The organism is uncultured Mediterranea sp., assembly GCF_902493215.1.
Classification (GTDB): Bacteria; Bacteroidota; Bacteroidia; order Bacteroidales; family Bacteroidaceae; genus Bacteroides.
Window position 1 is genome coordinate 97,816 of the sequence record NZ_CABUOL010000003.1, and the last position, 23,979, is coordinate 121,794.

Genomic DNA, 23,979 nt, shown 5'->3' on the forward strand with positions numbered 1-23,979 from the left:
GCCCATTCTCAATTATCAATCATCAATTATCAATTAAATAAATGTTTGACTTTAGTATTGTAACAAGCTGGATACACCAAATGCTGACCTCCCTGATGCCCGAAGGGCTGGCGGTCTTCATCGAGTGTGTCGTCATAGGCGTGTGCATCGTGCTGATGTATGCCATCCTCGCCATCATCCTCATCTACATGGAGCGCAAGGTGTGTGCCTTCTTCCAGTGCCGCCTCGGCCCGAACCGTGTGGGCAAGTACGGCTCCCTGCAGGTGTTCTGCGACGTGTTCAAGATGCTCACCAAGGAAATCTTCACCCCCAAGGGTGCCGACCGCTTCCTCTACAACCTGGCTCCCTACATGGTGATACTGGCCTCGTTCCTCACCTTCTCGTGCCTGCCTGTGAACAAGGGGCTGGAAGTGCTCGACTTCAACGTGGGTATCTTCTTCTTCCTGGCCGCGTCGAGCATCGGCGTAGTGGGCATTCTGCTGGCCGGATGGAGCTCCAACAACAAATTCTCGCTCATCGGCGCCATGCGAAGCGGTGCGCAGATTGTCAGCTACGAGCTGTCGGTAGGTATGAGCCTGCTCACCATGACCGTGCTGACAGGCACTCTCCAGATATCGGAAATCGTGAGCGGACAGGCCGACGGATGGCTCATCTTCAAAGGACACATCCCCGCCGTCATCGCCTTCGTCACCTACCTCATCGCAGGCAATGCCGAGTGTAACCGTGGCCCCTTCGACCTGCCTGAGGCCGAAAGTGAGCTGACAGCCGGCTACCACACGGAATACAGCGGCATGCACTTCGGCTTCTACTACCTGGCCGAGTATCTGAACCTGTTCATCGTGGCAGCCATGGCAGCTACCATCTTCCTGGGTGGATGGATGCCTCTCCACATTGCCGGGCTGGACGGCTTCAATGCGGTGATGGATTATATCCCCGGCTTCGTGTGGTTCTTTGGCAAGGCCTTCTTTGTGGTATTCCTCATGATGTGGCTGCGATGGACGTTCCCCCGCCTGCGCATCGACCAGATTCTGACGCTGGAGTGGAAATACCTCATCCCCCTGTCCATGCTCAACCTGATACTCATGAGTATCGTGGTGGCCTACGGACTGCACTTTTAAACTCTAAACATTAAATATCAAAATATAGTATCATTATGATAAATGCTTATTTCAGCAGCTTCTTCAAGGGCATCAAGAGCTTGTCCGTAGGCTTGAAGACCACCATGCGCGAGTTCTTCACGCCTAAGGTGACGGAGCAGTATCCCGAGAACCGCAAGGAGCTGAAGATGTTCGACCGCTTCCGTGGTACCCTCTTCATGCCACACAACGAACAGAATGAACATCATTGCGTGGCCTGCGGCCTGTGCCAGATGGCTTGCCCCAACGGCACCATCCGCGTGACAAGCGAAACCGTCGAGACAGAGGACGGCAAGAAGAAAAAAGTGCTGGCCAAGTATGAGTACAACCTCGGTTCGTGCATGTTCTGCCAACTTTGCGTCAACGCCTGCCCGCACGGCGCCATCACCTTCGACCAGCAGTTCGAACATGCCGTGTTCGACCGCTCGAAGCTCATCCTCACCCTCAACCACCCGGGCAGCCATGTGGAAGAGAAGAAAAAACTAACCACTAACGATTAAGAAGAAATGGAAATAACTCTTGAAACAGTCATATTCTACTTTCTGGCGGCCTTCATCACCGTCTTCTCCCTGCTGACGGTGACCACCACACGCATGGTGCGTTCGGCCACCTATCTGCTGTTCGTGCTCTTTGGCACGGCCGGCATCTATTTTCTGTTGGGATACACCTTCCTGGGTTCTGTACAGATTATGGTATATGCGGGCGGCATCGTCGTCCTTTACGTCTTCTCCATCCTGCTCACCAGCGGCGAGGGCGACAAGGCCATCAAGCTGAAGCGGAGCAAGTTTCTGGCCGGACTGGGCACCACGCTGGCCGGCGCAGTCATCGTGCTCTTCATCACGCTGAAGCACAAGTTCCTGGCCACAACCGACCTGCAACCGATGGAAATCAACATCCACACCATCGGCCAGCAGATGCTGTCGGGCGACAAATACGGCTACCTGCTGCCCTTCGAGGCTGCCAGTATCCTGCTGCTGGCCTGCATCGTGGGCGGGTTGCTCATTGCACGAAAGAGATAACAATAAAAAAGATTACGACTTATGATACACATGGAATATTACCTGATCGTGTCGGCCATCATGTTCTTTGCGGGCATCTACGGGTTCTTCACCCGCCGCAACACACTGGCCATATTGATTTCCATCGAGCTGATACTGAACGCAACGGACATCAACTTTGCCGTGTTCAACCGCTTCCTCTTCCCCGGCAGTCTCGAAGGTTATTTCTTCGCCCTGTTCTCCATTGCCATCTCGGCTGCGGAAACAGCTATCGCCATCGCCATCATGATCAACATCTACCGCAACATCCGAAGCATTCAGGTGAACAATCTGGACGAAATGAAGTGGTGATTCTGATGGATTAGGTTTTAGGTATTAGGTTTTAATTTTCAATTTTAAATTATCCATTATTATGGAATATACAATTCTTATTCTTCTCCTTCCGTTCCTCTCTTTCCTCACGCTGGGGATTGGGGGCAAATGGATGACACACCGCACGGCGGGCCTCATCGGTACCGTAGTGCTGGGCGCGGTGGCCGTGCTCTCCTATCTGACGGCCTGGAGCTACTTCAGCGCGCCGCGACTGGCCGACGGAACGTATGCCACGCTGATGCCCTATAACTTCCACTGGCTGCCCTTCAGCGAGAACCTGAGCATCGACATGGGTATCCTGCTCGACCCCATCTCGGTAGTAATGCTCATCGTCATCTCGACCGTCAGCCTGATGGTACACATCTACTCCTTCGGCTACATGAAGGGTGAACGGGGCTTCCAACGCTACTATGCCTTCCTGTCGCTCTTCACCATGTCCATGCTGGGCCTGGTGGTAGCCACGAACATCTTCCAGATGTACCTCTTCTGGGAGCTGGTGGGCGTATCGTCCTATCTGCTCATCGGATTCTATTATACCAAACCTGCCGCCATCGCCGCTTCGAAGAAGGCGTTCATCGTGACGCGCTTCGCCGACCTGGGCTTCCTCATCGGTATCCTGGTGTATGGCTACTACGCAGGCACCTATACATTCACGCCCACTGAGATGGCTTTGGCCAAAGGTGGTGCCATGCTTCCGCTGGCCCTGGGGCTGATGTTCATCGGCGGTGCGGGCAAGAGCGCCATGTTCCCCCTGCACATCTGGCTGCCCGACGCCATGGAGGGTCCGACGCCTGTCAGCGCCCTCATCCATGCCGCCACGATGGTGGTAGCGGGTGTCTATCTGGTGGCCCGCATGTTCCCGCTGTTCATCGCCTATGCGCCCGAGACGCTTCACATCGTGGCCTACGTGGGTGCCTTCACCGCTTTCTATGCGGCATCGGTAGCATGCGTGCAGAGCGACATCAAGCGCGTGCTGGCTTTCTCCACCATTTCGCAGATCGGCTTCATGATGGTGGCCCTCGGCGTATGTACCTCGGCCGACCCTCACGAAGGAGGCTTGGGTTACATGGCAGGTATGTTCCACCTCTTCACCCACGCCATGTTCAAGGCCCTGCTCTTCCTCGGCGCGGGCAGCATCATCCATGCCGTCCACAGCAACGAGATGTCGGCCATGGGAGGTCTGCGCAAGTATATGCCTATCACCCACTGGACATTCCTCATCGCCTGTCTGGCCATTGCGGGTATCCCTCCGTTCTCGGGCTTCTTCTCGAAGGATGAGATTCTGACCGCCTGCTTCCAGTTCAGCCCTGCCATGGGATGGATTATGACGATTATCGCCGCCATGACGGCATTCTATATGTTCCGCCTCTACTTCGGCATCTTCTGGGGTAAGGAGAACAAGGAGCTTCATGCTGCACACACACCACACGAAAGCCCGCTGAGCATGACCTTCCCGCTGATGGTATTGGCTGCCATTACCCTTGTGGCAGGTTTCATTCCTTTCGGGCACCTGGTTTCGTCCAACGGACTGGCCTACGACATCCACATTGACAAGAGCGTGGCCGGCACAAGCATCGCCGTGGCTGCCCTGGCCATTGCAATTGCCACTCCGATGTACCTGTATGAGCGCCAGCCTTTGGCCGACGCCCTGCAACGTCGCTTCCGTGGCCTGTGGACAGCTGCCTACCACCGCTTCTACATCGACGAGATTTATCAGTTCATCACGCACAAGATTATCTTCGGATGCATCAGCCGCCCCATCGCCTGGTGGGACCGCCACGTGGTGGACGGGTTCTTCAACTTCCTGGCCTGGAGTGCCGAAGCGACCAGCGACGAGATACGCGGCCTGCAAAGCGGACGCATCCAGCAATATGCTCTGGTCTTCCTGCTGGGAACACTGGCCCTGATACTGATACTTATATAATGGAGAATTGAGAATGGAAAATGGACAATTAACTTTCAATGAAACAAATTCCCGTTTTCGATGCTCAATGACCGATAATTTTCAATTGTCAATTATCAATTTTCAATTAATAAAATGAATTTCTTATCCTTATTCGTTCTGATTCCCCTGCTGATGCTTCTCGGCCTATGGCTGGCCCGAAACATCGGTCAGATACGTGCCGTGATGGTGACGGGAGCTTCGGCCCTGCTCGTGCTGGCAGGTGTGCTCACCGTGATGTATCTCAACGCCCGTGCCGGAGGAGCTACCGACGAAATGCTTTTCTGCGCCGACGTAGCCTGGTATCCTGCCCTCAACATCCACTACTCGGTAGGAGTAGACGGCATATCCGTGGCCATGCTGCTGCTTTCGGCTATCATTGTCTTTACAGGTACCTTCGCCTCGTGGCGACTGCAGCCGCTCACCAAGGAATATTTCCTGTGGTTCACGTTCCTGTCACTGGGCGTGTTCGGCTTCTTTATTTCCATCGACCTGTTCACCATGTTCATGTTCTATGAAGTAGCGCTGATACCGATGTATCTGCTCATCGGCGTATGGGGTTCGGGCCGCAAGGAATACTCCGCCATGAAACTGACGCTGATGCTGATGGGCGGTTCGGCCTTCCTGCTGATAGGTATCCTGGGCATCTACTACGGCAGTGGCGCCACTACGATGAACCTCACCGAAATAGCTGCCCTGCACAACATACCCGTCGAACAGCAGCGCATCTGGTTCCCGCTCACCTTCCTGGGATTTGGCGTGCTGGGTGCCCTCTTCCCCTTCCACACGTGGAGCCCCGACGGTCATGCTTCAGCACCGACAGCCGTATCCATGCTTCATGCAGGCGTACTGATGAAGTTGGGAGGGTATGGTTGCTTCCGCATCGCCATGTATCTGATGCCCGAAGCTGCCAATGAGCTGGGCTGGATCTTCCTGGTACTGACAGGCATTTCGGTTGTCTATGGTGCCTTCTCGGCCTGCGTACAGACCGACTTGAAATACATCAACGCCTACTCCTCGGTGAGCCACTGCGGCCTGGTGCTCTTCGCCATCCTGATGATGAACCAGACGGCCTGCACGGGCGCCGTACTCCAAATGTTAAGCCACGGTCTGATGACGGCCCTCTTCTTTGCCCTCATCGGTATGATCTACGGACGTACGCACACCCGCGACATCCGCGAGCTGTCGGGTCTGATGAAGATTATGCCTTTCCTCTCCGTCTGCTATGTCATTGCCGGTCTGGCCAACCTGGGTCTGCCGGGCTTGAGCGGCTTTGTGGCCGAGATGACCATCTTCAACGGCGCCTTCCAGCATGCCGACGTGTTCCATCGCACGTGGACCATCATCGCCTGCTGCAGCATTGTCATCACGGCGGTCTACATCCTGCGTCTGGTGGGCAAGATTCTCTACGGTACCTGCACCAATGAGCATCACCTCACACTGACCGATGCCACATGGGACGAGCGCACGGCTGTCATCATCCTCATTGTCTGCGTAGCCGCCCTGGGTATGGCTCCGTGGTGGATAAGCGGCATGATAGGCGACAGCGTACTGCCCATCGTAACACTGATAAATGGATAATTGAAAATGGAGAATTGAAAATTAACAATCCATTTTCAGTTCTTCATTCAATAATTCTCAATTTTCAATTTTCAATTAACAATTAACAAAATGGATTATAGTCAATTTCTCGTGATGAAAGAAGAGCTGTCGCTGATAGCTGTCATCCTCATCCTCTTCATAGCCGACCTGTTCATGAGCCCCGACGCCCACAAGCGCGACGGACGGCCCGTACTGAACACCATGCTGCCTGTAGCCCTGCTGGTTCTCCATACCGTGATAACCCTTGTGCCGGGCCCTGTGACCGACGCCTTCGGCGGCATGTATCACAACTCCCCCATCCAGCACATCATGAAGTCCATCCTGAGCATCGGTACCCTCATCGTCTTCCTGATGGCCCACGAGTGGATGCGCCGTCCCGACACATGCCACAAGCAAGGTGAGTTCTACTTCCTCACTCTCTCTACTCTGCTGGGTATGTATCTGATGATTTCTGCCGGCCACTTTCTGATGTTCTTCATCGGTCTGGAGACAGCCAGCGTACCGATGGCAGCCCTCGTGGCCTTCGACAAATACCGCCACCATTCAGCCGAGGCGGGTGCCAAGTACATCCTGATGGCATTGTTCTCGAGCGGCCTGCTGCTCTATGGCATTTCGCTCATCTACGGCACCGTAGGAACTCTCTATTTTGCCGACGTACCTGCCCATCTCGATGGCAGCGCCTTGCAGATTATGGCTTTTGTATTCTTCTTTGCCGGCATGGGATTCAAGATTTCGCTCGTTCCCTTCCACCTCTGGACAGCCGATGTATACGAAGGCGCTCCTTCGACAGTGACAGCCTATCTGAGTGTCATTTCCAAAGGATCGGCCGCTTTCGTGCTGATGGCTGTGCTCGTCAAGGTTTTCGCGCCGATGGTGGAACAATGGCAGACACTGCTGTACTGGGTCATCATCGCCTCCATCACGTTGGCCAACCTCTTTGCCCTGCGCCAGCAGAACCTGAAACGCCTGATGGCCTTCTCGAGTATCTCGCAGGCAGGCTACATCATGCTGGGTGTCATTGCCGGTACGACACAGGGTATGACAGCACTGGTCTACTACATCCTCATCTACCTCTTTGCCAACCTGGGTGTATTTGCCGTCATCACCATCATTGCCCTGCGTACCCATAAATATACTGTGGACGATTACAACGGACTCTACACCACCAATCCGCGTCTGGCATTCCTCATGACGCTCTGTCTGTTCTCGCTGGCAGGTATCCCGCCGTTTGCAGGTTTCTTCTCGAAGTTCTTCATCTTTGCGGCAGCCTTCAACAGCGGTTTCCATTTGCTGGTATTCATTGCATTGGCCAATACGGTCATCTCGCTCTACTACTACCTGCGTGTGGTAAAGGCCATGTACATCAACAAGAATGAAGAACCCATCGCCGCCTTCAGCAGCGACAATTATACACGTGCCGCCCTGCTCATCTGTACGCTGGGCATCACAGTACTGAGTATCGTCAGCGCCTCCTACGAATCGATAGGACGCTATGCGTTCGGGCTGTAAGCCCACCCTTAAAAGGAAGTTACAAACTCGTCGAAACTTGTATCCGTAACTCCTATCTTTTCTTTCAGACGCATCTTTTTGCGCGATATGCTCCCCTTGGCTATGTGGTAGATTTCTGCCAGAACAGCCAGGGGGAGTTCCATTTTCACCAGGCAGCAGAAATCTATATCCTCTTCGTTCAGCTGGGGATAGGCAGTCTTGAGACGGCTTGTAAAGTTGTCGAAGCAGGCGTCCGTATTGTTGCGGAGCGTCTGCCAGTCGTCCTTAGAGAGATGAAGAGCCCCCGAAGCCGTCCGACTGCGCATCAGCAAGGGGATGGTTATTTCATTCAGCTGCTTGAAGTATTCCACTTTCTGCACCAGCTGTGCGTTCTCCAGCTGCTCTTTCGCTTCCTGTTCGCGCAGGTAGCGTATTTCCATTTCCTGACGGGAAAGTTGTGCCTGCATCAGGTCGCGGTTCAGTAAGGCCTGCCTGCGACGGGTATAGATGTAGTAGGCTCCCCACAGAATAACCAGCAGGCAGACCATCCCCACAAGGCGGTACACCCATAAAAGCCGGCGAGTGAGCTGGCGTTCGTTGTCCTCAATCATCACCTGCTGTTTGCGGTATTCGCGGATGGCATGTATTTTGTCGAGCAGTTCCGCCTTCTTGTCAGCATCGATCGAATCGCGATAGCGCACATGTTCGCGCAGGAAGTCGACAGCCTGCTGTTGCTGGCCACGACGGTAAAGAGCTTCGGCCATATAGCGGTAGGCCTCCGCCCTGCGTCGCAACGGAAACATCTCGGCTATGCTGCGGAAATAATATAGGGCAGAATCATTGCGGGCCAGGTGGTAGCGGATGCCTTTATCGAGCGCACGATAATACTCCTGCCTCCCTTGGCCGACAGCCCGTGCACGACCGATGGCCACCAACGCAGAGTCGGCCTGCTCCATATAAAGATGGACTACAGCCATGTCGGCCATCAGTTCCGCTTTCTGTTCAGGCTTCAAGGCATCTGCATAGCGTTCCGCCTGACGCAGTTCGTCCAAAGCCCGCGCAAATTGCTTCTGCACCTTGAAGCGTCGCATACGGACAGTCCTTATCCGGACAAGCATCAGGCTGTCTTTCTCCTCCAAGGCCAAGGCGAGAGCCTCATCAAGCAGACGTGCCTCACGTTCGGAAAAATGGTTGAACCGGCACAGGTCGGCCTGCGCAATATCCAGCTCCATCTGCAGGCGCGGATGTACCCCCGCCGGCAAATATCCGCGGCTTTTCTCATAACACTCCTGCGCACGGAACAGGAAATAATCCTGATGCAGTTTTTTCCCCTGCAGGAAATAAAGGAGACTGATGTGAAGCGAATCATCGGCCTCCAGCGCCTGCTGTAGTCCTTGATGCAACAGACTGTCCGACAAGGCGACGGAATCACGCAAAACGATGTTGTCCCAAAAGTCATTCGGGAGTGGGTCCGGACTTGGACTGCAGGCACCAAGCCACAAGGTCAGCAGAAGGAATAGCACTTTATTTTTCATATAAAATGCAAATATATACAGATTTTCAAGATAACCTACACTTCCCGCTTATTTTTTGCATTTCCCTCTTCCAACGACCATTTTTATCCTCAAAAACACGAATGTACATCATCCGTACATCAACAAAAGTATTTATACAGCTGATTTCCAGCCATATCAGAGCAATATTGATGTACATCAACATTCCTTGCCCGTACACCGCATATCCACTAATTTTGCCGCCGAAAATGATACTTGCAGAGAATCGCATATCCTATAAAAACGCTATTTTGAAAAAAGTTATGAAAGAGAGAGTTTTGTCATTGATTCTGTTTGTATGCCTGGCAGCGGGAGTGCTACAGGCTCAAACACGAACGGTGGAAGGCATCGTTACTTCCGCCGACGACGGCCTGCCCGTCATCGGAGCTTCCGTATTAGTGAAAGGAGCTTCGCAAGGTACCATTACCGATGCAGACGGTAAATTTGTGTTGAACGGCGTACCCGCTTCGGCCCAGACACTGGTAATTTCGTATGTGGGCATGAAACAGCGCGAAGTTCCGGTAAGCGACCGTGTTGAGGTGGTTCTCGAGAGCGACCAGCAAGTGCTCGACGAAGTGCTCGTCACCGTAGCCTACGGTACAGCCAAACGTTCGTCGCTCACGGGAGCCATCTCGTCGGTCGACCAGGCCAAAATCGAACTGAGGCCCACGTCGAGCGTCACTTCAGCCCTGGAAGGCAGCACCTCGGGCGTACAGATCAACAGCACCTACGGAGCGCCGGGCAGCTCGCCCGACATCCGCATCCGAGGCATCGGGACGGTGAACGGCTCCAGCTCGCCCCTCTATGTGGTGGACGGCGTGCCCTTCAGCGGAAGCATCGCCGACATCAATCCGGCCGACATCGAGAGCCTGTCGGTACTGAAGGACGCCGCTTCGTGTGCCCTTTACGGTAACCGTGCCTCGAACGGTGTCATCCTCATCACCACCAAGAAAGGTACGGCCGGCAAACTGAGCTTCGAGCTCAAGATGAACCAGGGTATCTATACCCGCGGCATCAAGGAATATGCCCGCACGGATGCCCGCCAGTTCATGGAGGCCAGCTGGCAGAACCTGCGCAACGCCCGCATCTCCGCCGGCGACGCACCCGACGTGGCGGCCCGCTATGCCAGCGAGAACCTCATCGGCGAGCAGCTTTACCTGAACATCTTCAACAAGCCCGACAAAGAACTGTTCGATGCCAACGGCCGTCTGGCCGACGGTGTGCAGATGCTGCCCGGCTATGCCGAGGACCTCGACTGGTACAAGGCGGCCATCCGCAACGGCCACCGTCAGGAGTACCTTTTCAGCGGGAATGCCGCCAACGAGAAGAGCGACTATTACTTCTCCCTGGGCTACCTCGACGAAGAAGGCTATGTACGCAACTCGAGCTTCAACCGCCTGTCGGCCCGTGTCTCCGTCAACCTCACCCCGGTGAAGTGGCTGAAGGCAGGAGTCAACCTCTCGGGCAGCCATCAGAATGCACAGATTACGGCAGGCGACCAGGGGGCCGCGTTCACCAACGCCTTCATGTACTGCCGCCAGATTGCTCCCATCTATCCCGTACACCTGCACAACGCCGACGGCTCCTATCGCCTGACGGCCGACGGCCGGACACAGTACGACCCCGGCTACTACACCGACGACAAGGGAGTGGAAATCGCCACGCGCAACCAGTATCAGGACCGCCACGTGGTGTGGGAGAACGAGCTGGACAAGAACCAGACCCAGCGCAACACCCTGCAGGGCATTGCCTACATGGACATCAAGTTCCTGAAGGACTTCACCTTCACCGTGAAGGGCGACATGAACCTGAGCCAGTCGGACAACAGTACTTACAACAACGCCATTATCGGCGACGGAAAAGGTAGTGGCGGACGTGCCAACCGCATCAACCAGCGCTACAAGAGTTATACGTTCCAGCAGCAATTGAAGTGGACCCACCTCTTCGGCCCGCACTTGCTCGACGTACTGGTGGCCCACGAGAATTTCTCCTATAATTACGACTACACCTATGGCTTCAAGACGGCGCAGATATTCCCCGACCGTCCCAATTTCAGCAACTTCACCGAAATAACCAGCTTGGACGGTTATGAAGACAACTACCGCACGGAAAGCTATCTGGGCCGCATCCGATACAATTACCGCGACCGCTACAACCTGGAGGTATCCTTCCGCCGCGACGGTTCCTCGCGCTTCCATCCGGATAACCGCTGGGGCAACTTCGGCAGCGTGGGTGCCAACTGGATCATCAGCGAAGAGGCGTTCATGAAAGACGTCCGCTGGGTGAACGACCTGAAACTGCGCGCCAACTACGGCCAGGTGGGCAACGACGCCGGTGCCGGCTACTACGGCTACATGAGCCTCTATGCCATCGAACAGAATGCCCACAAGGGTGCCCTCTACATGAACCAGAAGGACTCCTACGACCTGAAATGGGAAACGGGAGAGGCTTACGGCGTAGCCATCGAGACACGCCTCTTCGACCGCTGGAACCTGAGTGTGGAGTATTTCGACAAGCGCAACAAAGACCTGCTGTTCGACATCTACCTGCCCCTTTCGGCCGGAGGTACCTCGACGGGAAGCGCCGAAGCCACCGTGACGCGCAACCTGGGCACCATCTCCAACCGGGGTATCGAAGTGAATACCGACGTCGACGTGTTCCGCAACAAAAACTGGATTATCAACATAGCAGCCAACGCCACCTGGCTGAAGAACAAGATTGTGAAACTGCCCGACCAGAACAAGGACGGCATCATCTCCGGCGCCTACAAGATTGTAGAGGGGAGAAGCCGCTACGAGTTCTTCACCTACACCTTCGAGGGTGTGGACCAGCTGACGGGCAACTCGCTCTACAAAGCCAATCTGGACGACTATTTCGTCACACTGCCCGACGGCACCACGCTGGGCAACAAACAGAGTGGCGTTGACATCACCAAGAAGGCAACGGTGATTGGCGGTGTACCCTACGTCACCAACACCACCTACGGCCAGCGGGAGTTCCACGGGTCGGCCCTGCCCACGGTTTATGGCAGCTTGACGGGTACCATCGGCTACAAGTCGCTCACTCTCTCTGCTCTTTTCACATACTCCCTGGGCGGCAAGACGATGGACGGTGTCTATCAGTCGCTGATGACGACCGGCACCAGTCCCGGCAACTATCATGCCGACATCATGCAGTCGTGGACCAAGGCCCCCGAAGGTATGGACGAACATTCGCCCGACCGCATCCGGAAGGACGGCATACCGCAAATCAACAGCACGTTGAGCTCGGACAACAATGCCGTCTCTTCCCGCTGGCTCACTTCGGCCGACTATCTGGTGGTGAAGAATCTCACCCTGTCCTACCGCCTGCCGCAGACGTGGGTGGACCACATGGGACTGCAAGCCGTGGGCCTGAACCTCAGCTGCGAGAACCTCTGGACCTTCACCGCCCGCCAGGGCATGAACCCCCAGCAGTCGTTCGCCGGCGGCCAGGGCAACTACCTCGTGACGCCGCGCATCTTCTCCGTGGGAGTGAGTGTGAAACTGTAATACACATTACTTAAAACAATATTCTTATGAAACTGAAGAACCTGCTCTATATAACCGTCGGCTCAGCCCTGCTCACTGCCTGCTCGGCCGACTACCTCGACACCCTGCCCCAGTCGTCCACCGACACGGGCACCGTCTTCGAAACCACCGAGAACGCACGCCTGGCCGTCAACGGCCTCTGCCTCATGATGACCCAGCAATACCTGGGCCAGCAGGGAGTGAACGGCGAAGGCACCATCAAGACCTGGTATGGCAACTATCCGGGCAACGATTTCCAGAAGTGCAACCTGACGGGATGGGCTGACATCATCAACGCCACCTCGTTCCTCGAGCGCAACTCCTCGCTCTACTGCTACTATCCCTGGTTCTACTACTACAAGCTGATAGGCAACGCCAACCGCATCGTGGCTCATATCGACCAGGCCGAAGGCCCGGAAGCAGAACGCCTCTTCATCCGCGCCCAGGCGCTCACCGTCCGTGCATACGCCTACCTGATGCTCAGCCAGCTCTACTGCCACCGCTGGGCAGACAGCAACCAGGGCGCTTCGCGCGGCCTGCCCCTGCGCATCGACACTTCGGACGGCGACCTGCCCGCCTCTACGCTGGCACAGGTATATACCCAAATCTACACCGACCTCGACGCGGCCGTCGATGCCTATACCCGCAGCGGCCTGACACGCAGCCGCGACGACAACCACAGCCCCGACCTCTCCGTAGCCTGTGCCGTCTATGCCCGTGCCGCCCTGACGCGTGAAGACTGGGCCACTGCGGCCAAGTATGCTCCCCTGGCCCGCAAGGACTATCCGCTGATGAGCAACGCCGACTATGTGGACGGAGGCTTCAGCACCCCCAACAGCGAATGGATCTGGAGCAGCTACAGCGCCCCCGACCAGACGCTCTACTACTTCTCCTTCTTCGCCCAGCAGGGCAGCAACTCCAGCGCCAACATCTGCCGCACCTATCCCTGCGCCATCAGCAAGGAGCTCTACGACCGCATCCCTGCGACGGATGTGCGCCGCCGGATGTTCCTCGGCCCTCAGGAAGGCGATACGTATAACACGGCCAACGGCCGCGTCACCAGCGGCCCTATGCTGGAACGCGCCCGCCGCGACTACGCCGACAAGATTTACGCCACCAGCCTTGTCTATGCCTACATGCAGTTCAAGTTCCTCTGCACCGGCCAGCCCGGCATCGGTCAGCTCAACCACTTCCGTGCGGCCGAGATGTACCTCATCGAAGCCGAAGCCAACTGCCACCTGGGAGGCAAAGATACCGAAACGCAGGCGCTGATGCAGGCCCTCGTCAAAGACAGCGGCCGCGACCCGCAATACACCTGCACCCGTACCGGTGCCAACCTGCTCGAAGAAGTGAAACTCTACCGCCGCATCGAGCTGTGGGGCGAAGGCTTCGACTGGTTCGACCTGAAGCGCTGGCGTCAGCCCATTGTGCGCCACGCCCACCCCGAAGGCAGTTTCCATGCCCAGTTTGCCGTCAGCGTCCAGCCCGAAGAAGGCAACCAGTGGACGTGGGTCTATCCCGCCAAAGAAGTGGACTACAACGGCGCACTGGACAGTTACATCGAGTGAGAGACCCTCTTTACCCTAACCAATTTCTCATTTTTCTTCATCTATTCTCTCTGATGTCAGGTCGGGAGGCCCGGTTTCTGCGGAAGCCGGTGCTTCCCGGCCTTCTTTTTGCAGATTCCGCTTACGGCGACAGACATCGTTTTACAAGAAAGACAGAAGGATTGTACAAAAATCCGCCCGCTCCTCAAATGTAAAGTATTTTAATCAAAATCAGATTTATTCTGTTTCACCTCAATCCCAAAGGTTCTACAATCCAACTATGGAATGTTTCAAACCTAAGGGGTCTATGTTTCAAACATTCGACCCTTATGTTTGAAACATAGGCGGGTTAGGGTTGAAACCATGGTACGGAACGTTTCAGGGAAAGCATTGGACGACACATCTTAATTGTAAATATAAATAACCATTCAACAGTTGTCTGATGACGGCATTGTAATAGCGGAGATTTGTTTCTGTCAAGAGCTGGACCTAAAAACTTGAGAACAGCACTTCTACGAAGTATATTTCGAGTATATCGACACGATTTCCAGAGAAATCCTTGCGGATTCCAAGGATTATCACGACTTTTGTCATGAAACGATGCCTGAACTGATTGATGGTAGTCGAATTCAACTAATAATCCATATCATTAATTAAATCGTACCACAAAGATGTATAGATTAACTTTAGGTCACATCATGGCCGTATTATTTTCACTGACAAGCATTACAGTTCTTGCACAATCACGGGTGCAATCCGTATCCTTGGCAGGCAATGCTTATGTTACCCAACGTGCTGATAAGGCTCATATTTCGGATAAGGGTGTGGAAAGCTGGAGTAGTTCCCAGACCATTGTCAGTGCGTACTTTCATGTTGACAAGCCACAGACCATTACACTATCGCTCCAAGGCACAGGTCACGCCACTATGCGTATGACATGCAACGGCAAGGAACAGGACATCAAGTTCGATTGCGACGAACCGACTATTGCCGGGAATATGAAAATCCAGATACGTAAGCCTGGTTATGTTCAAGTGGACCTCAAAGGAATGAAGCGCGATGGCGGGAACTTTGCCAACATTACCAATCTGATGGTTGCATACGCAGATGGCCACATAACGTGTGTGCACGACTTCTCCAACTACTGGGGACGACGCGGTCCGTCTGTACACTTGGGCTATAGGCTTCCAGAGGGGAATGATTATGAATGGTTCTATAACGAGGTAACTGTTCCACACGATGGCGAAGTGATGCATAGTTACTATATGGCAGCAGGCTTTGGCGAAGGATACTTTGGCATGCAATATAACTCAAAGACAGAACGGCGCATCCTCTTTTCCGTATGGAGTCCGTTTGACACACAAGACCCGCGTAACATTCCCGAAGACCAGCGTATACGCATGCTGCGCCATGGCGATGGAGTGAAAATCGGAGAGTTTGGCAATGAGGGTTCGGGAGGCCAAAGTTTTATGATTTATCCGTGGAAAGCAGGTACAACATACCCATTCCTGATGCATGTACGCCCCGACGGAAAGGGCAACACGATATACACGGCCTACTTCTATGCCACGGAGGAAGAAGAGTGGCGTCTGATTGCAGAGTTCCTGCGTCCACAAACCGACACATGGTACACCCGTCCCCATTCTTTCCTGGAAAACTTCAATCCGGAACAAGGCTATCTGACTCGTAAGGTGCAATTTAAAAACCAATGGGCACGCACTAAGGACGGCCGATGGGTGCGCCCCTTGCATGCAACCTTTACCAACGACGGCACAGCACAAGCAGGTGTGCGTCTGGACTATGCGGGTGGACAAACTGCCGACGGAAAGGCCCTGTTCCTGAAAATGGGCGGTTTTTTCAACGAGAATGTCCAAGCCGGTACACGCTTCCCTCTGCCTGCTTATGATACCACACAGCCCCCACAGATCGATTGGCAGGCCCTGGAAGAACTTGGAAAAACGAAATAAATACATCATTACGCTCACTTCGGAATCGGGGCGAGCGAGACAGACGGCATAATTAAAGCCAAGATGCTCAAAATAAATAAGAACTAACATTTTGTCATTCTGAGCAAAGCGAAGATTCTCGAAAGCAGTTATTGTGTATTGAGATTCTTCGCTTTGTTCAAGATGACATTGCATTTTGATTATACATTTTTATTTTGACACACCCTCTTAATGGAGCGGTATTTGTACTGCTATATCATTTTTATATGAAATAGTTGAAATACAAAACTTACGATAGTTCATACATCATTTCTCAGGATATTTTGTATTTTTGCAAACATGAATTAGATTTAGAAGAATTAAATGAAACCAATGATAAAATACAGGGGCGGTAAATCAAAGGAAATTCCTAATATCATGTGGCATATTCCTCGATTTACAGGACGTTACATTGAACCTTTTTTTGGAGGTGGAGCGTTATTCTTTCATCTTGAGCCCCGACAAGCCATTATCAATGATATAAATACGAAGTTAATGACGTTTTATCGTGGAGTAAGAGATGACTACTCTAATTTGCGAAGAGAACTTGATGAAATAGAATTGTTATATACTAATAATAGAAATGAGTTTGATGCATTAAAGGCATTACATCCTAATGAACGGGTTAAAGATAAGAATGAAGATTTTTATTATCTTCTCCGAGCAATGTTTAATGGGACTGTGGATAAATCTTATTCGGATGCGTTGCTCTATTATTACATTAACAAAACAGCATACTCAGGGATGATACGCTATAATGCCAAAGGGGAATTCAACGTTCCCTTCGGACGGTATATGCATCTTAACACGAAGTCCATCACTTTGTCGCATAGTAAATTGTTGCAACGTGCAGAAATACTCAATACAGATTATAGCGAAGTGTTCAATATGTGCAAGGATGATGATTTTGTTTTTCTTGATCCTCCTTATGATTGTATTTTCTCGGATTATGGAAATGAAGAATACAAAGATGGTTTTAACGAAGAAAGTCATAGAAAATTAGCAAATGATTTTGCTAATCTTCCCTGTAAAGCATTAATGGTTATTGGATATACTCCGTTAACGGAAGAATTGTATAAGGGGTATATAATAGATGAATATAAAAAAAACTATGCCGTCAATATCCGAAACCGATTTAAAGCTGCTGCCAAGCATATTGTTGTAGCAAATTATCGAAAATGCTGGGACAATATACATATTTGCGCATCGCAATATGCCGTATATAACGAGCCAGAAACAGCTCAATTAAGATTATTTGAAGCAAGGCAACCTTATGGCAAGAATAGATAGTCAATTATTATTTCTGACAACATCTCCTCGTACACCAGAGAAGATGATACCAGAAATTGGATTACTTGTTGAACATTTTACAGGTAGTCGTTGGAATAATGAAACGCAGAGTGCTTTCATGAGTATTTTGCGTGATGAACAATTCTTTAATGGAGAAGGGGAAAAAGATCCGGCATTTAGTGCACGTGATAGAATAAACCGTGCTCCGAAATCTCTTGGTTTTGTTGTTTTATCACCTCGCATTTCTATTACTCCAGCAGGTATAACTTTACTTACCTCAAAGCGGAAAGAAGAAGTGTTTCTCCGGCAAATGCTGAAATTTCAAGTACCGTCGCCTTATCATAAACCGACTGCAAAAGCTGCCCTTTTTTGGGTAAAACCTTATTTGGAGATATTGCGACTTGTACGTACTATGGGTACATTAAAATTTGATGAGTTGCAGATATTTGGAATGCAACTTACGGATTGGCGTAAATTTAATGACATAGTTCAGAAGATAGAAGAATTTCGTATTGCAAAAGTTAGGAATCAAGGAAGTTATAGGACATTTAAGGCTGAATATCTTCGTAACGAACTTACTCATATCTTCGAAGAGAGGATTATGAATGGAGAAACTCAAACACGAGAAAGCAGTGATACATCATTGGATAACTTCCTGAGAACACAATCAAGCAATATGCGTGATTATGCAGATGCCTGTTTTCGATATTTACGTGCGACAGGCCTCGTAAATGTATCACACGTTGGAAAATCGCTAAGTATCGTATCAGAACGCATTGAGGATGTTGATTATATCTTGCAGACAATAGATCGCGACCCTTGTTTTATTGATAGCGAAGAAGACTACATTGAGTATCTTGGAAATGCAGAAGTACCACAATTACTTACAGATGACAGGCAGAGACTTGTGGCAAAACTACATACAGAATTCCCGCAGATTGAAATTAACCCAAAAACAGAAATATCAGAGTTGAAAGATTTGTTGGCAGACCTGACGGAACAAAGGAAAGCTGAAACATTGAGCAGACAAGTTGTCGAAATAAAAGATTACAAGCTTTATGATGACATCCAAAATACATTCAAGCAAATTGAAAGGAAAGAATTATATGATGCTCCATTGATGCTTGAATGGAATACTTGGCGTGCCATGACGATGCTTGATGGTGGAGATATCAAGGCGAATCTGAATTTTGATGATTTTGGGAACCCACTTTCCACCGCCCAAGGTAATATGGCTGACATTGTATGCGATTACGGAGATTATATACTCATTGTTGAAGTTACTTTGGCAAGTGGACAAAAACAATATGATATGGAGGGTGAACCTGTAAGCCGTCATTTAGGAAAAATTAAAAAAGCGAGTGGTAAACCTTGTTATTGTCTTTTCATTGCTCCTACGATAAATGAAGCATGCATTGCTCATTTCTATACTCTACACCGACTTAATATATCATATTATGGAGGAAAATCAACAATAATACCATTACCCTTGAATGTTTTCCAGAAAATGTTAGAAGATAGTTATAAAGTTGAGTATACACCGAATTCTCACCAGGTACGCTGTTTATTAGAACGATCCAATGAACTGGTAGAAACTTGTGAGAACGAAAACCAATGGTTTGAGGAAATTAAAAAATCGGCAATCAATTGGTTAAGATGATGTGCAAGAGAATGTCGGCACCTATTAACAGTGTAAAAAAATTATCATCCGTACAGTTGCCGTCTCTATAGTTTTTAGCGCATTGGCAGTCAGCAATAATATTCACTAACGACTTTATTACTAATAAAAATATTACAACCTTTCCAAGGAGGATCTGTTTTAAATTCTTAGACTATGCAACAACACTATCTGTAAAAATCCAAGGTTTTTCCAAACTTTTTCCGTAAGTTTGCTTATCTAAAAGTTCAAACGATATGGAAATACAAGCCAACTACATCCGACGCATCGAGATAAGCGGCCTGTGGAACCGCTACGACGTGGCCTGGGACCTGCGACCTGACGTCAACATACTGGCCGGTATCAACGGTGTGGGCAAAACGACCATCCTGAACCGCTCTGTGGGCTATCTGGAACGCCACACGAGCGGCGAGATGAAGAACGGCGAACAGGCGGGTGTACGCATTTTCTTCGACAATCCGGAAGCGACATACATCCCCTACGACGTAATCCGCAGTTACGACCGCCCGCTCATCATGGGGGATTTCACCGCACACATGGCCGACCCCAATGTGCACTCCGAACTGGACTGGCAGCTCTACCTGCTGCAACGCCGCTACCTGGACTATCAGGTGAACGTGGGCAACCGGATGATTGAACTGCTGGGCAGTGACGACCCGGAGGTACGCGCCCGTGCCCCACAGCTCTCCCTGCCCAAACGCCGCTTTCAGGACATGGTGGACGAGCTCTTCGGATATACACGCAAGACTATCGACCGCAAGAGCAACGATATCGCCTTCTACCAGGATGGCGAACGGTTGCTGCCCTACAAGCTGTCGTCGGGCGAGAAGCAGATGCTCATCATCCTGCTCACCGTGCTTGTGCGCGAAGGTACGCACAGCGTACTCTTCATCGACGAGCCCGAAGCCTCGCTCCACATCGACTGGCAACAGAAGCTCATCGGCATGCTCCGACGCCTGAACCCCGACATGCAGCTCATCCTGAGTACCCATTCGCCCGCCGTCATCATGGAAGGCTGGCTCGACGCGGTGACGGAGGTGAGCGAAATAACAAAGGAAATGGAGAATGGAAAATGGAGAATGGAAAATTAATTCTCCGTTTCCGATTCTCAATTTTCAATTCTCAATTCTCAATTCTCCATTAAATTATGTCTCTCACCTTACGCCAAAACCTGACATCGGCCTACCTGGATGCCGCCAACCGCCTGTCGCCACGCAAGAAGCGCCGCCGTATCGTGGCCTACGTGGAAAGCTACGACGACGTGGCCTTCTGGCGCACGCTGCTCTCCGAGTTCGAGACGGACGAATACTATTTCCAGGTGATGCTCCCCTCGCAGACTTCGCTGTCGAAGGGGAAAAAAACGGTCTTGCTCAACACGCTGAACGCTGACGAGCTGGGACGCAGCCTCATAGCCTGCGTGGACAGTGACTACGACTTCCTGATGCAGGGCAACACTGTTCTGTCGCGCCGCATCAACCAGAACCCATACGTGCTGCAAACCTATGCCTACGCCATCGAGAATTACCTGTGCTATGCCGAAAGCCTGCACGAGGTGTGCGTACAGGCCACGCTGAACGACCGCCATCTGCTGGACTTTCCCGAATTCATGCGCCGCTACTCGCGCATCGCCTATCCGCTCTTCTTGTGGAACATCTGGTTCTACCGCCAGCACGACAACAATACTTTCCCCATGTATGAGTTCAACACCTGCGTCCGCCTTCAGGACGTCAGCCTGAACCATCCTTACCGATGCCTGGACGACATGCAGCGGCGAGTGGAAAAGAAGCTGTCTGAACTGCGCACGCGTTTCCCGCAGACCATCGAACACATCGATGCCCTGGGCGAGGAACTGACGCAGCTGGGCCTGACGCCCGACACGACTTACCTCTATATACAGGGGCATCACCTGATGGACTGTGTGGTGATGAAGTTGCTCAACCCCGTCTGCAACCAGCTACGCCGCGAACGCGAAAAGGAAATACGCCGTCTGGCCGTGCACGACGAACAGTTTCACAACGAACTGACCAGCTACGAGAACAGCCTGGCGGCCGTCCAGCTGATGCTGAAGAAGAACGACGGCTACAAGGGGCTCTACCTCTACCAATGGATGCGAGAAGCGGTGAAACATATTTTGGATATGAAATAAAGAACTTGATTTATGGAACTGCTGAAACAAATTAACACAATACTGACAGATTGGGGCATGAGTCCCACTACAGCCGACTGGTTCGACCAGCTCATCGCTTTTATATTGGTACTGATCGTAGCCTTTGCCGGCGACTTCATCTGCCGCAGGGTGCTGCTGCGGGCCATTGCCCGCCTGGTACAGAAGACCAAGGCTTCATGGGACGACATCCTGTTCGACCGCAGCGTGATGGTTTACCTCAGCCACATGGTGGCACCGGTCATCATCTACCTGTTCATACCGATAGTCTTTGCCGACACCGACTCGGCGACACTGGGGTTCATCCGACGGCTGTGTTACATCATTATCATCTTCTCGTTCCTGTTTTTCATCAACGCCTTCCTGAAAGCAGCCTATGCGGTCTATAGCGAGAAGGAATCCATGCGCGACCGCCCGCTGAAAGGTCTGCTCCAGACGTTGCAGGTATCGTTGTGGACCATCGGGATTATCGTAGTGGTGGCTGAGCTGCTGGGCAAGTCGCCGCTGTCGCTGCTGGCCGGATTGGGTGCTTCGGCCGCTATCCTGATGCTGGTGTTCAAGGACAGCATCATGGGGTTCGTCAGCGGTGTGCAACTCTCGGCCAACGACATGCTGAAGGTGGGCGACTGGATTACGATGCCCCAATATGGTGCCGACGGTACGGTTATCGAAGTGACGCTGAACACAGTAAAGGTGCGTAACTTCGACAACACCATCACCACCATCCCGCCCTACCTGCTGGTAAGTGATTCCTTCCAAAACTGGCGCGGCATGCGCGAGAGTGGCGGCCGACGCGTGAAGCGCAGCATCAACATCGACATGACCAGCGTACGCTTCTGTACGCCCGAAATGCTGGAGAAGTATCGCAAGATTCAATTGCTGAAAGACTATATCGACGAGACGGAAGCCGTGGTACATGCGTACAACAAGGAAAACGGCATCGACAACGAGGTGCTGGTAAACGGCCGCCGGCAGACCAATCTGGGTGTATTCCGCGCCTATCTCACCGCCTACCTCAAAAGCCTGCCTGTGGTGAACAAGGACCTGAACTGCATGGTGCGCCACCTGCAACCCACCGACCACGGCCTGCCTGTGGAACTTTATTTCTTTTCGACCATCAAAGACTGGATACCTTATGAGGGCGTGCAGGCCGATGTATTCGACCATGTGCTGGCCATTATACCCGAGTTCGACCTCCGCGTCTTCCAGTCGCCGACGGGAGCCGATTTCCAGAAATTGGCAGAGAAGTGACAGAAGAGGGTGTTCAAAATGAAGTGAGACAATTTTAACTCCCCTCCTTCCGGAAGGAGGGGTGCCCAAAGGGCGGGGTGGTAGGTTTTCGCGAAAGGTTATCAATCAACGAATTATGTATTCACCTACCCCCTCCCCCTATCGGGTACTCCTCCTTCCAGAAGGAGGAGAGTCTCAGATACCTCTATTTTGACACACCCTCTTCAGGAAAAAAGTGTGTGTTATTTCAAAGAGTAAGAATCATTATTTTACCCAGTTGCCCTGCATCCAGTCGCATACGTCCTTGATGGCAGCTAGTGAGGCGTAGCTCAGGTTGGCATCCACTTCGTTGCCTTCGCCTGCGGCAAAGACATCGTTGGTGTAGATACCCTTTTCGCTGTCCACATTGTTGGCAATGGTCGTATTGATGATGCTGGAAGTTCCGTCGGTCAAGGCAGTTTCTGTTTCTGTGCTTTCTACAGTCAGCGCCTTGCCTTTGCCGCAGATTTGAGCATTGTCCATCGTTACCTGTGTGCCGCGGCGCAGACGTACACCCTGTTTGGAACCGCCGTTACCCACCAGGATAAGGTTCTTCAACGTAGGATGAGCGATGGGAGCTGCGCTGTAGTTATTTTCGTTGTTGTCGGCCTCAATCAGACAGTCGCAGTCATAACCCAGTGTAGCTTCTGCTTCCTGATAGGCCACGAGGTCGGTAGCTGTTCCGTTCCATCCTTCCGTCCAGTCGAACGAGTCGTCGCTGCAGCTGATGACAACCATATTGCTGACATTGACCGAACCGCCGAAGAATTCGAAACCGTCGTCCGAACCTTTGTAGGCTACACAGTGATCGACCGTCGTACCGTTGCCCACGCCATAGAAGCTGATGCCGTTGGCTTCATGTTCTTCATCGAAAGCATAGCCGGTATATTCCAGGCGTACGTATTGCAGGGTACCCGAGTTGTCCTTGTCGTCGTTGCCACCATATTCGGCACCGCCGATTTCAGAGCTTCCCTTACCGCCTTCGGCATTGGTATGGGCGCGGCCACAGATGTGGATGCCACCCCAGGCACCGGCTTCTTCTTTTTCGGATGTCATCACGATGGGAGCGTTTGCCGTACCTTTGGCATTGATTTTACCTCCCTGCTTGATGAGGATGTAGTCCACATTGTCGTCGTAAACCGAAACAATCTTTACGCCTTGTTCGATGTTCAGTGTAGCACCTTCTTCTACGGTATAAGCACCGCTCAGCTTGTATGTATTGCCGGCTTTCAAGGTAACATCTTCCGTAATGGTACCGCTCAAGGTTGTACCGTCGGCAATGCCGTTGTCACCGTTGTTGTTTGTCTCGTCGTCGCTGCAGGCAGCAAAAAGGGTCATCCCGGCCAAAAGGGCCATTGAAAACAATTTTCTGTTCATAATTGAAAGTTTTAAATGGTTAAGTTTTTA

17 protein-coding genes are annotated in these 23,979 nt (G+C 51.9%); 15 read left to right on the forward strand and 2 right to left on the reverse strand.

The features are described 5' to 3' along the window. The first annotated feature begins 41 nt into the window (after positions 1-41). From nuoH to RDO88_RS02905, 7 genes are all read left to right on the forward strand, one after another. Positions 42-1,118 (forward strand): NADH-quinone oxidoreductase subunit NuoH, encoded by a 1,077-nt coding sequence (gene nuoH, locus RDO88_RS02875; protein ID WP_307757924.1) that lies wholly within the window; start codon positions 42-44, stop codon positions 1,116-1,118. 35 nt (positions 1,119-1,153) lie between these two features. Next, positions 1,154-1,636 carry a 4Fe-4S binding protein gene (locus tag RDO88_RS02880; RefSeq protein WP_307757925.1) on the forward strand — a complete coding sequence of 161 codons (483 nt, stop codon included), beginning with the start codon at positions 1,154-1,156 and terminating at the stop codon, positions 1,634-1,636. 6 nt (positions 1,637-1,642) lie between these two features. Then, positions 1,643-2,155, forward strand: coding sequence for an NADH-quinone oxidoreductase subunit J (locus RDO88_RS02885; RefSeq protein WP_307757926.1), 513 nt, complete (start codon positions 1,643-1,645; stop codon positions 2,153-2,155). 21 nt (positions 2,156-2,176) lie between these two features. Beyond that, positions 2,177-2,485 (forward strand): NADH-quinone oxidoreductase subunit NuoK, encoded by a 309-nt coding sequence (gene nuoK / locus RDO88_RS02890; RefSeq protein ID WP_204968770.1) that lies wholly within the window; start codon positions 2,177-2,179, stop codon positions 2,483-2,485. Between the two features lie 61 nt (positions 2,486-2,546). After that, positions 2,547-4,430: an NADH-quinone oxidoreductase subunit L gene (gene nuoL / locus RDO88_RS02895; protein WP_307757927.1), complete on the forward strand. Its 1,884-nt coding sequence runs from the start codon at positions 2,547-2,549 to the stop codon at positions 4,428-4,430. 114 nt (positions 4,431-4,544) lie between these two features. Continuing rightward, positions 4,545-6,029 carry an NADH-quinone oxidoreductase subunit M gene (locus tag RDO88_RS02900; RefSeq protein WP_307757928.1) on the forward strand — a complete coding sequence of 495 codons (1,485 nt, stop codon included), beginning with the start codon at positions 4,545-4,547 and terminating at the stop codon, positions 6,027-6,029. A gap of 90 nt (positions 6,030-6,119) precedes the next feature. Further along, positions 6,120-7,559: an NADH-quinone oxidoreductase subunit NuoN gene (locus RDO88_RS02905; RefSeq protein WP_307757929.1), complete on the forward strand. Its 1,440-nt coding sequence runs from the start codon at positions 6,120-6,122 to the stop codon at positions 7,557-7,559. Positions 7,560-7,567: 8 nt separating this feature from the next. Here RDO88_RS02905 and RDO88_RS02910 read toward each other — a convergent pair whose 3' ends face one another. Beyond that, positions 7,568-9,073, reverse strand: coding sequence for a hypothetical protein (locus RDO88_RS02910; protein ID WP_307757930.1), 1,506 nt, complete (start codon positions 9,071-9,073; stop codon positions 7,568-7,570). 281 nt (positions 9,074-9,354) lie between these two features. On the opposite strand from RDO88_RS02910, the gene RDO88_RS02915 reads away from it, so the two are divergent. The 8 genes from RDO88_RS02915 (at position 9,355) to RDO88_RS02950 (ending at position 22,554) form a co-directional block, all read left to right on the forward strand. Further along, positions 9,355-12,621, forward strand: a complete 3,267-nt coding sequence (locus tag RDO88_RS02915; RefSeq protein ID WP_307757931.1) for a SusC/RagA family TonB-linked outer membrane protein — start codon at positions 9,355-9,357, stop codon at positions 12,619-12,621. A gap of 26 nt (positions 12,622-12,647) precedes the next feature. Further along, complete coding sequence (locus RDO88_RS02920) at positions 12,648-14,207, forward strand: RagB/SusD family nutrient uptake outer membrane protein (RefSeq protein ID WP_307757932.1); 1,560 nt, start codon at positions 12,648-12,650, stop codon at positions 14,205-14,207. A gap of 650 nt (positions 14,208-14,857) precedes the next feature. After that, complete coding sequence (locus RDO88_RS02925) at positions 14,858-16,153, forward strand: DUF3472 domain-containing protein (protein WP_307757933.1); 1,296 nt, start codon at positions 14,858-14,860, stop codon at positions 16,151-16,153. 342 nt (positions 16,154-16,495) lie between these two features. Next, positions 16,496-17,461, forward strand: a complete 966-nt coding sequence (locus RDO88_RS02930) for a Dam family site-specific DNA-(adenine-N6)-methyltransferase (RefSeq protein WP_307757934.1) — start codon at positions 16,496-16,498, stop codon at positions 17,459-17,461. Next, the gene (locus RDO88_RS02935; protein WP_307757935.1) at positions 17,445-19,121 is read left to right on the forward strand and encodes an AlwI family type II restriction endonuclease; all 1,677 of its coding nucleotides are present in this window, start codon (positions 17,445-17,447) and stop codon (positions 19,119-19,121) included. Before RDO88_RS02930 ends, RDO88_RS02935 begins: the two co-directional genes overlap by 17 nt. A gap of 254 nt (positions 19,122-19,375) precedes the next feature. Further along, a complete protein-coding gene (locus tag RDO88_RS02940; RefSeq protein WP_307757936.1) occupies positions 19,376-20,230 on the forward strand; it encodes an AAA family ATPase in 855 nt (284 codons plus the stop codon). A 56-nt stretch (positions 20,231-20,286) separates the two neighbouring features. Beyond that, positions 20,287-21,285 (forward strand): DUF4435 domain-containing protein, encoded by a 999-nt coding sequence (locus tag RDO88_RS02945; protein WP_307757937.1) that lies wholly within the window; start codon positions 20,287-20,289, stop codon positions 21,283-21,285. 12 nt (positions 21,286-21,297) lie between these two features. Continuing rightward, positions 21,298-22,554: a mechanosensitive ion channel domain-containing protein gene (locus tag RDO88_RS02950; protein ID WP_307757938.1), complete on the forward strand. Its 1,257-nt coding sequence runs from the start codon at positions 21,298-21,300 to the stop codon at positions 22,552-22,554. Between the two features lie 243 nt (positions 22,555-22,797). On the opposite strand, the gene RDO88_RS02955 is transcribed toward RDO88_RS02950, so the two are convergent. Then, positions 22,798-23,949 carry a hypothetical protein gene (locus RDO88_RS02955; protein WP_307757939.1) on the reverse strand — a complete coding sequence of 384 codons (1,152 nt, stop codon included), beginning with the start codon at positions 23,947-23,949 and terminating at the stop codon, positions 22,798-22,800. Positions 23,950-23,979: the final 30 nt, after the last annotated feature.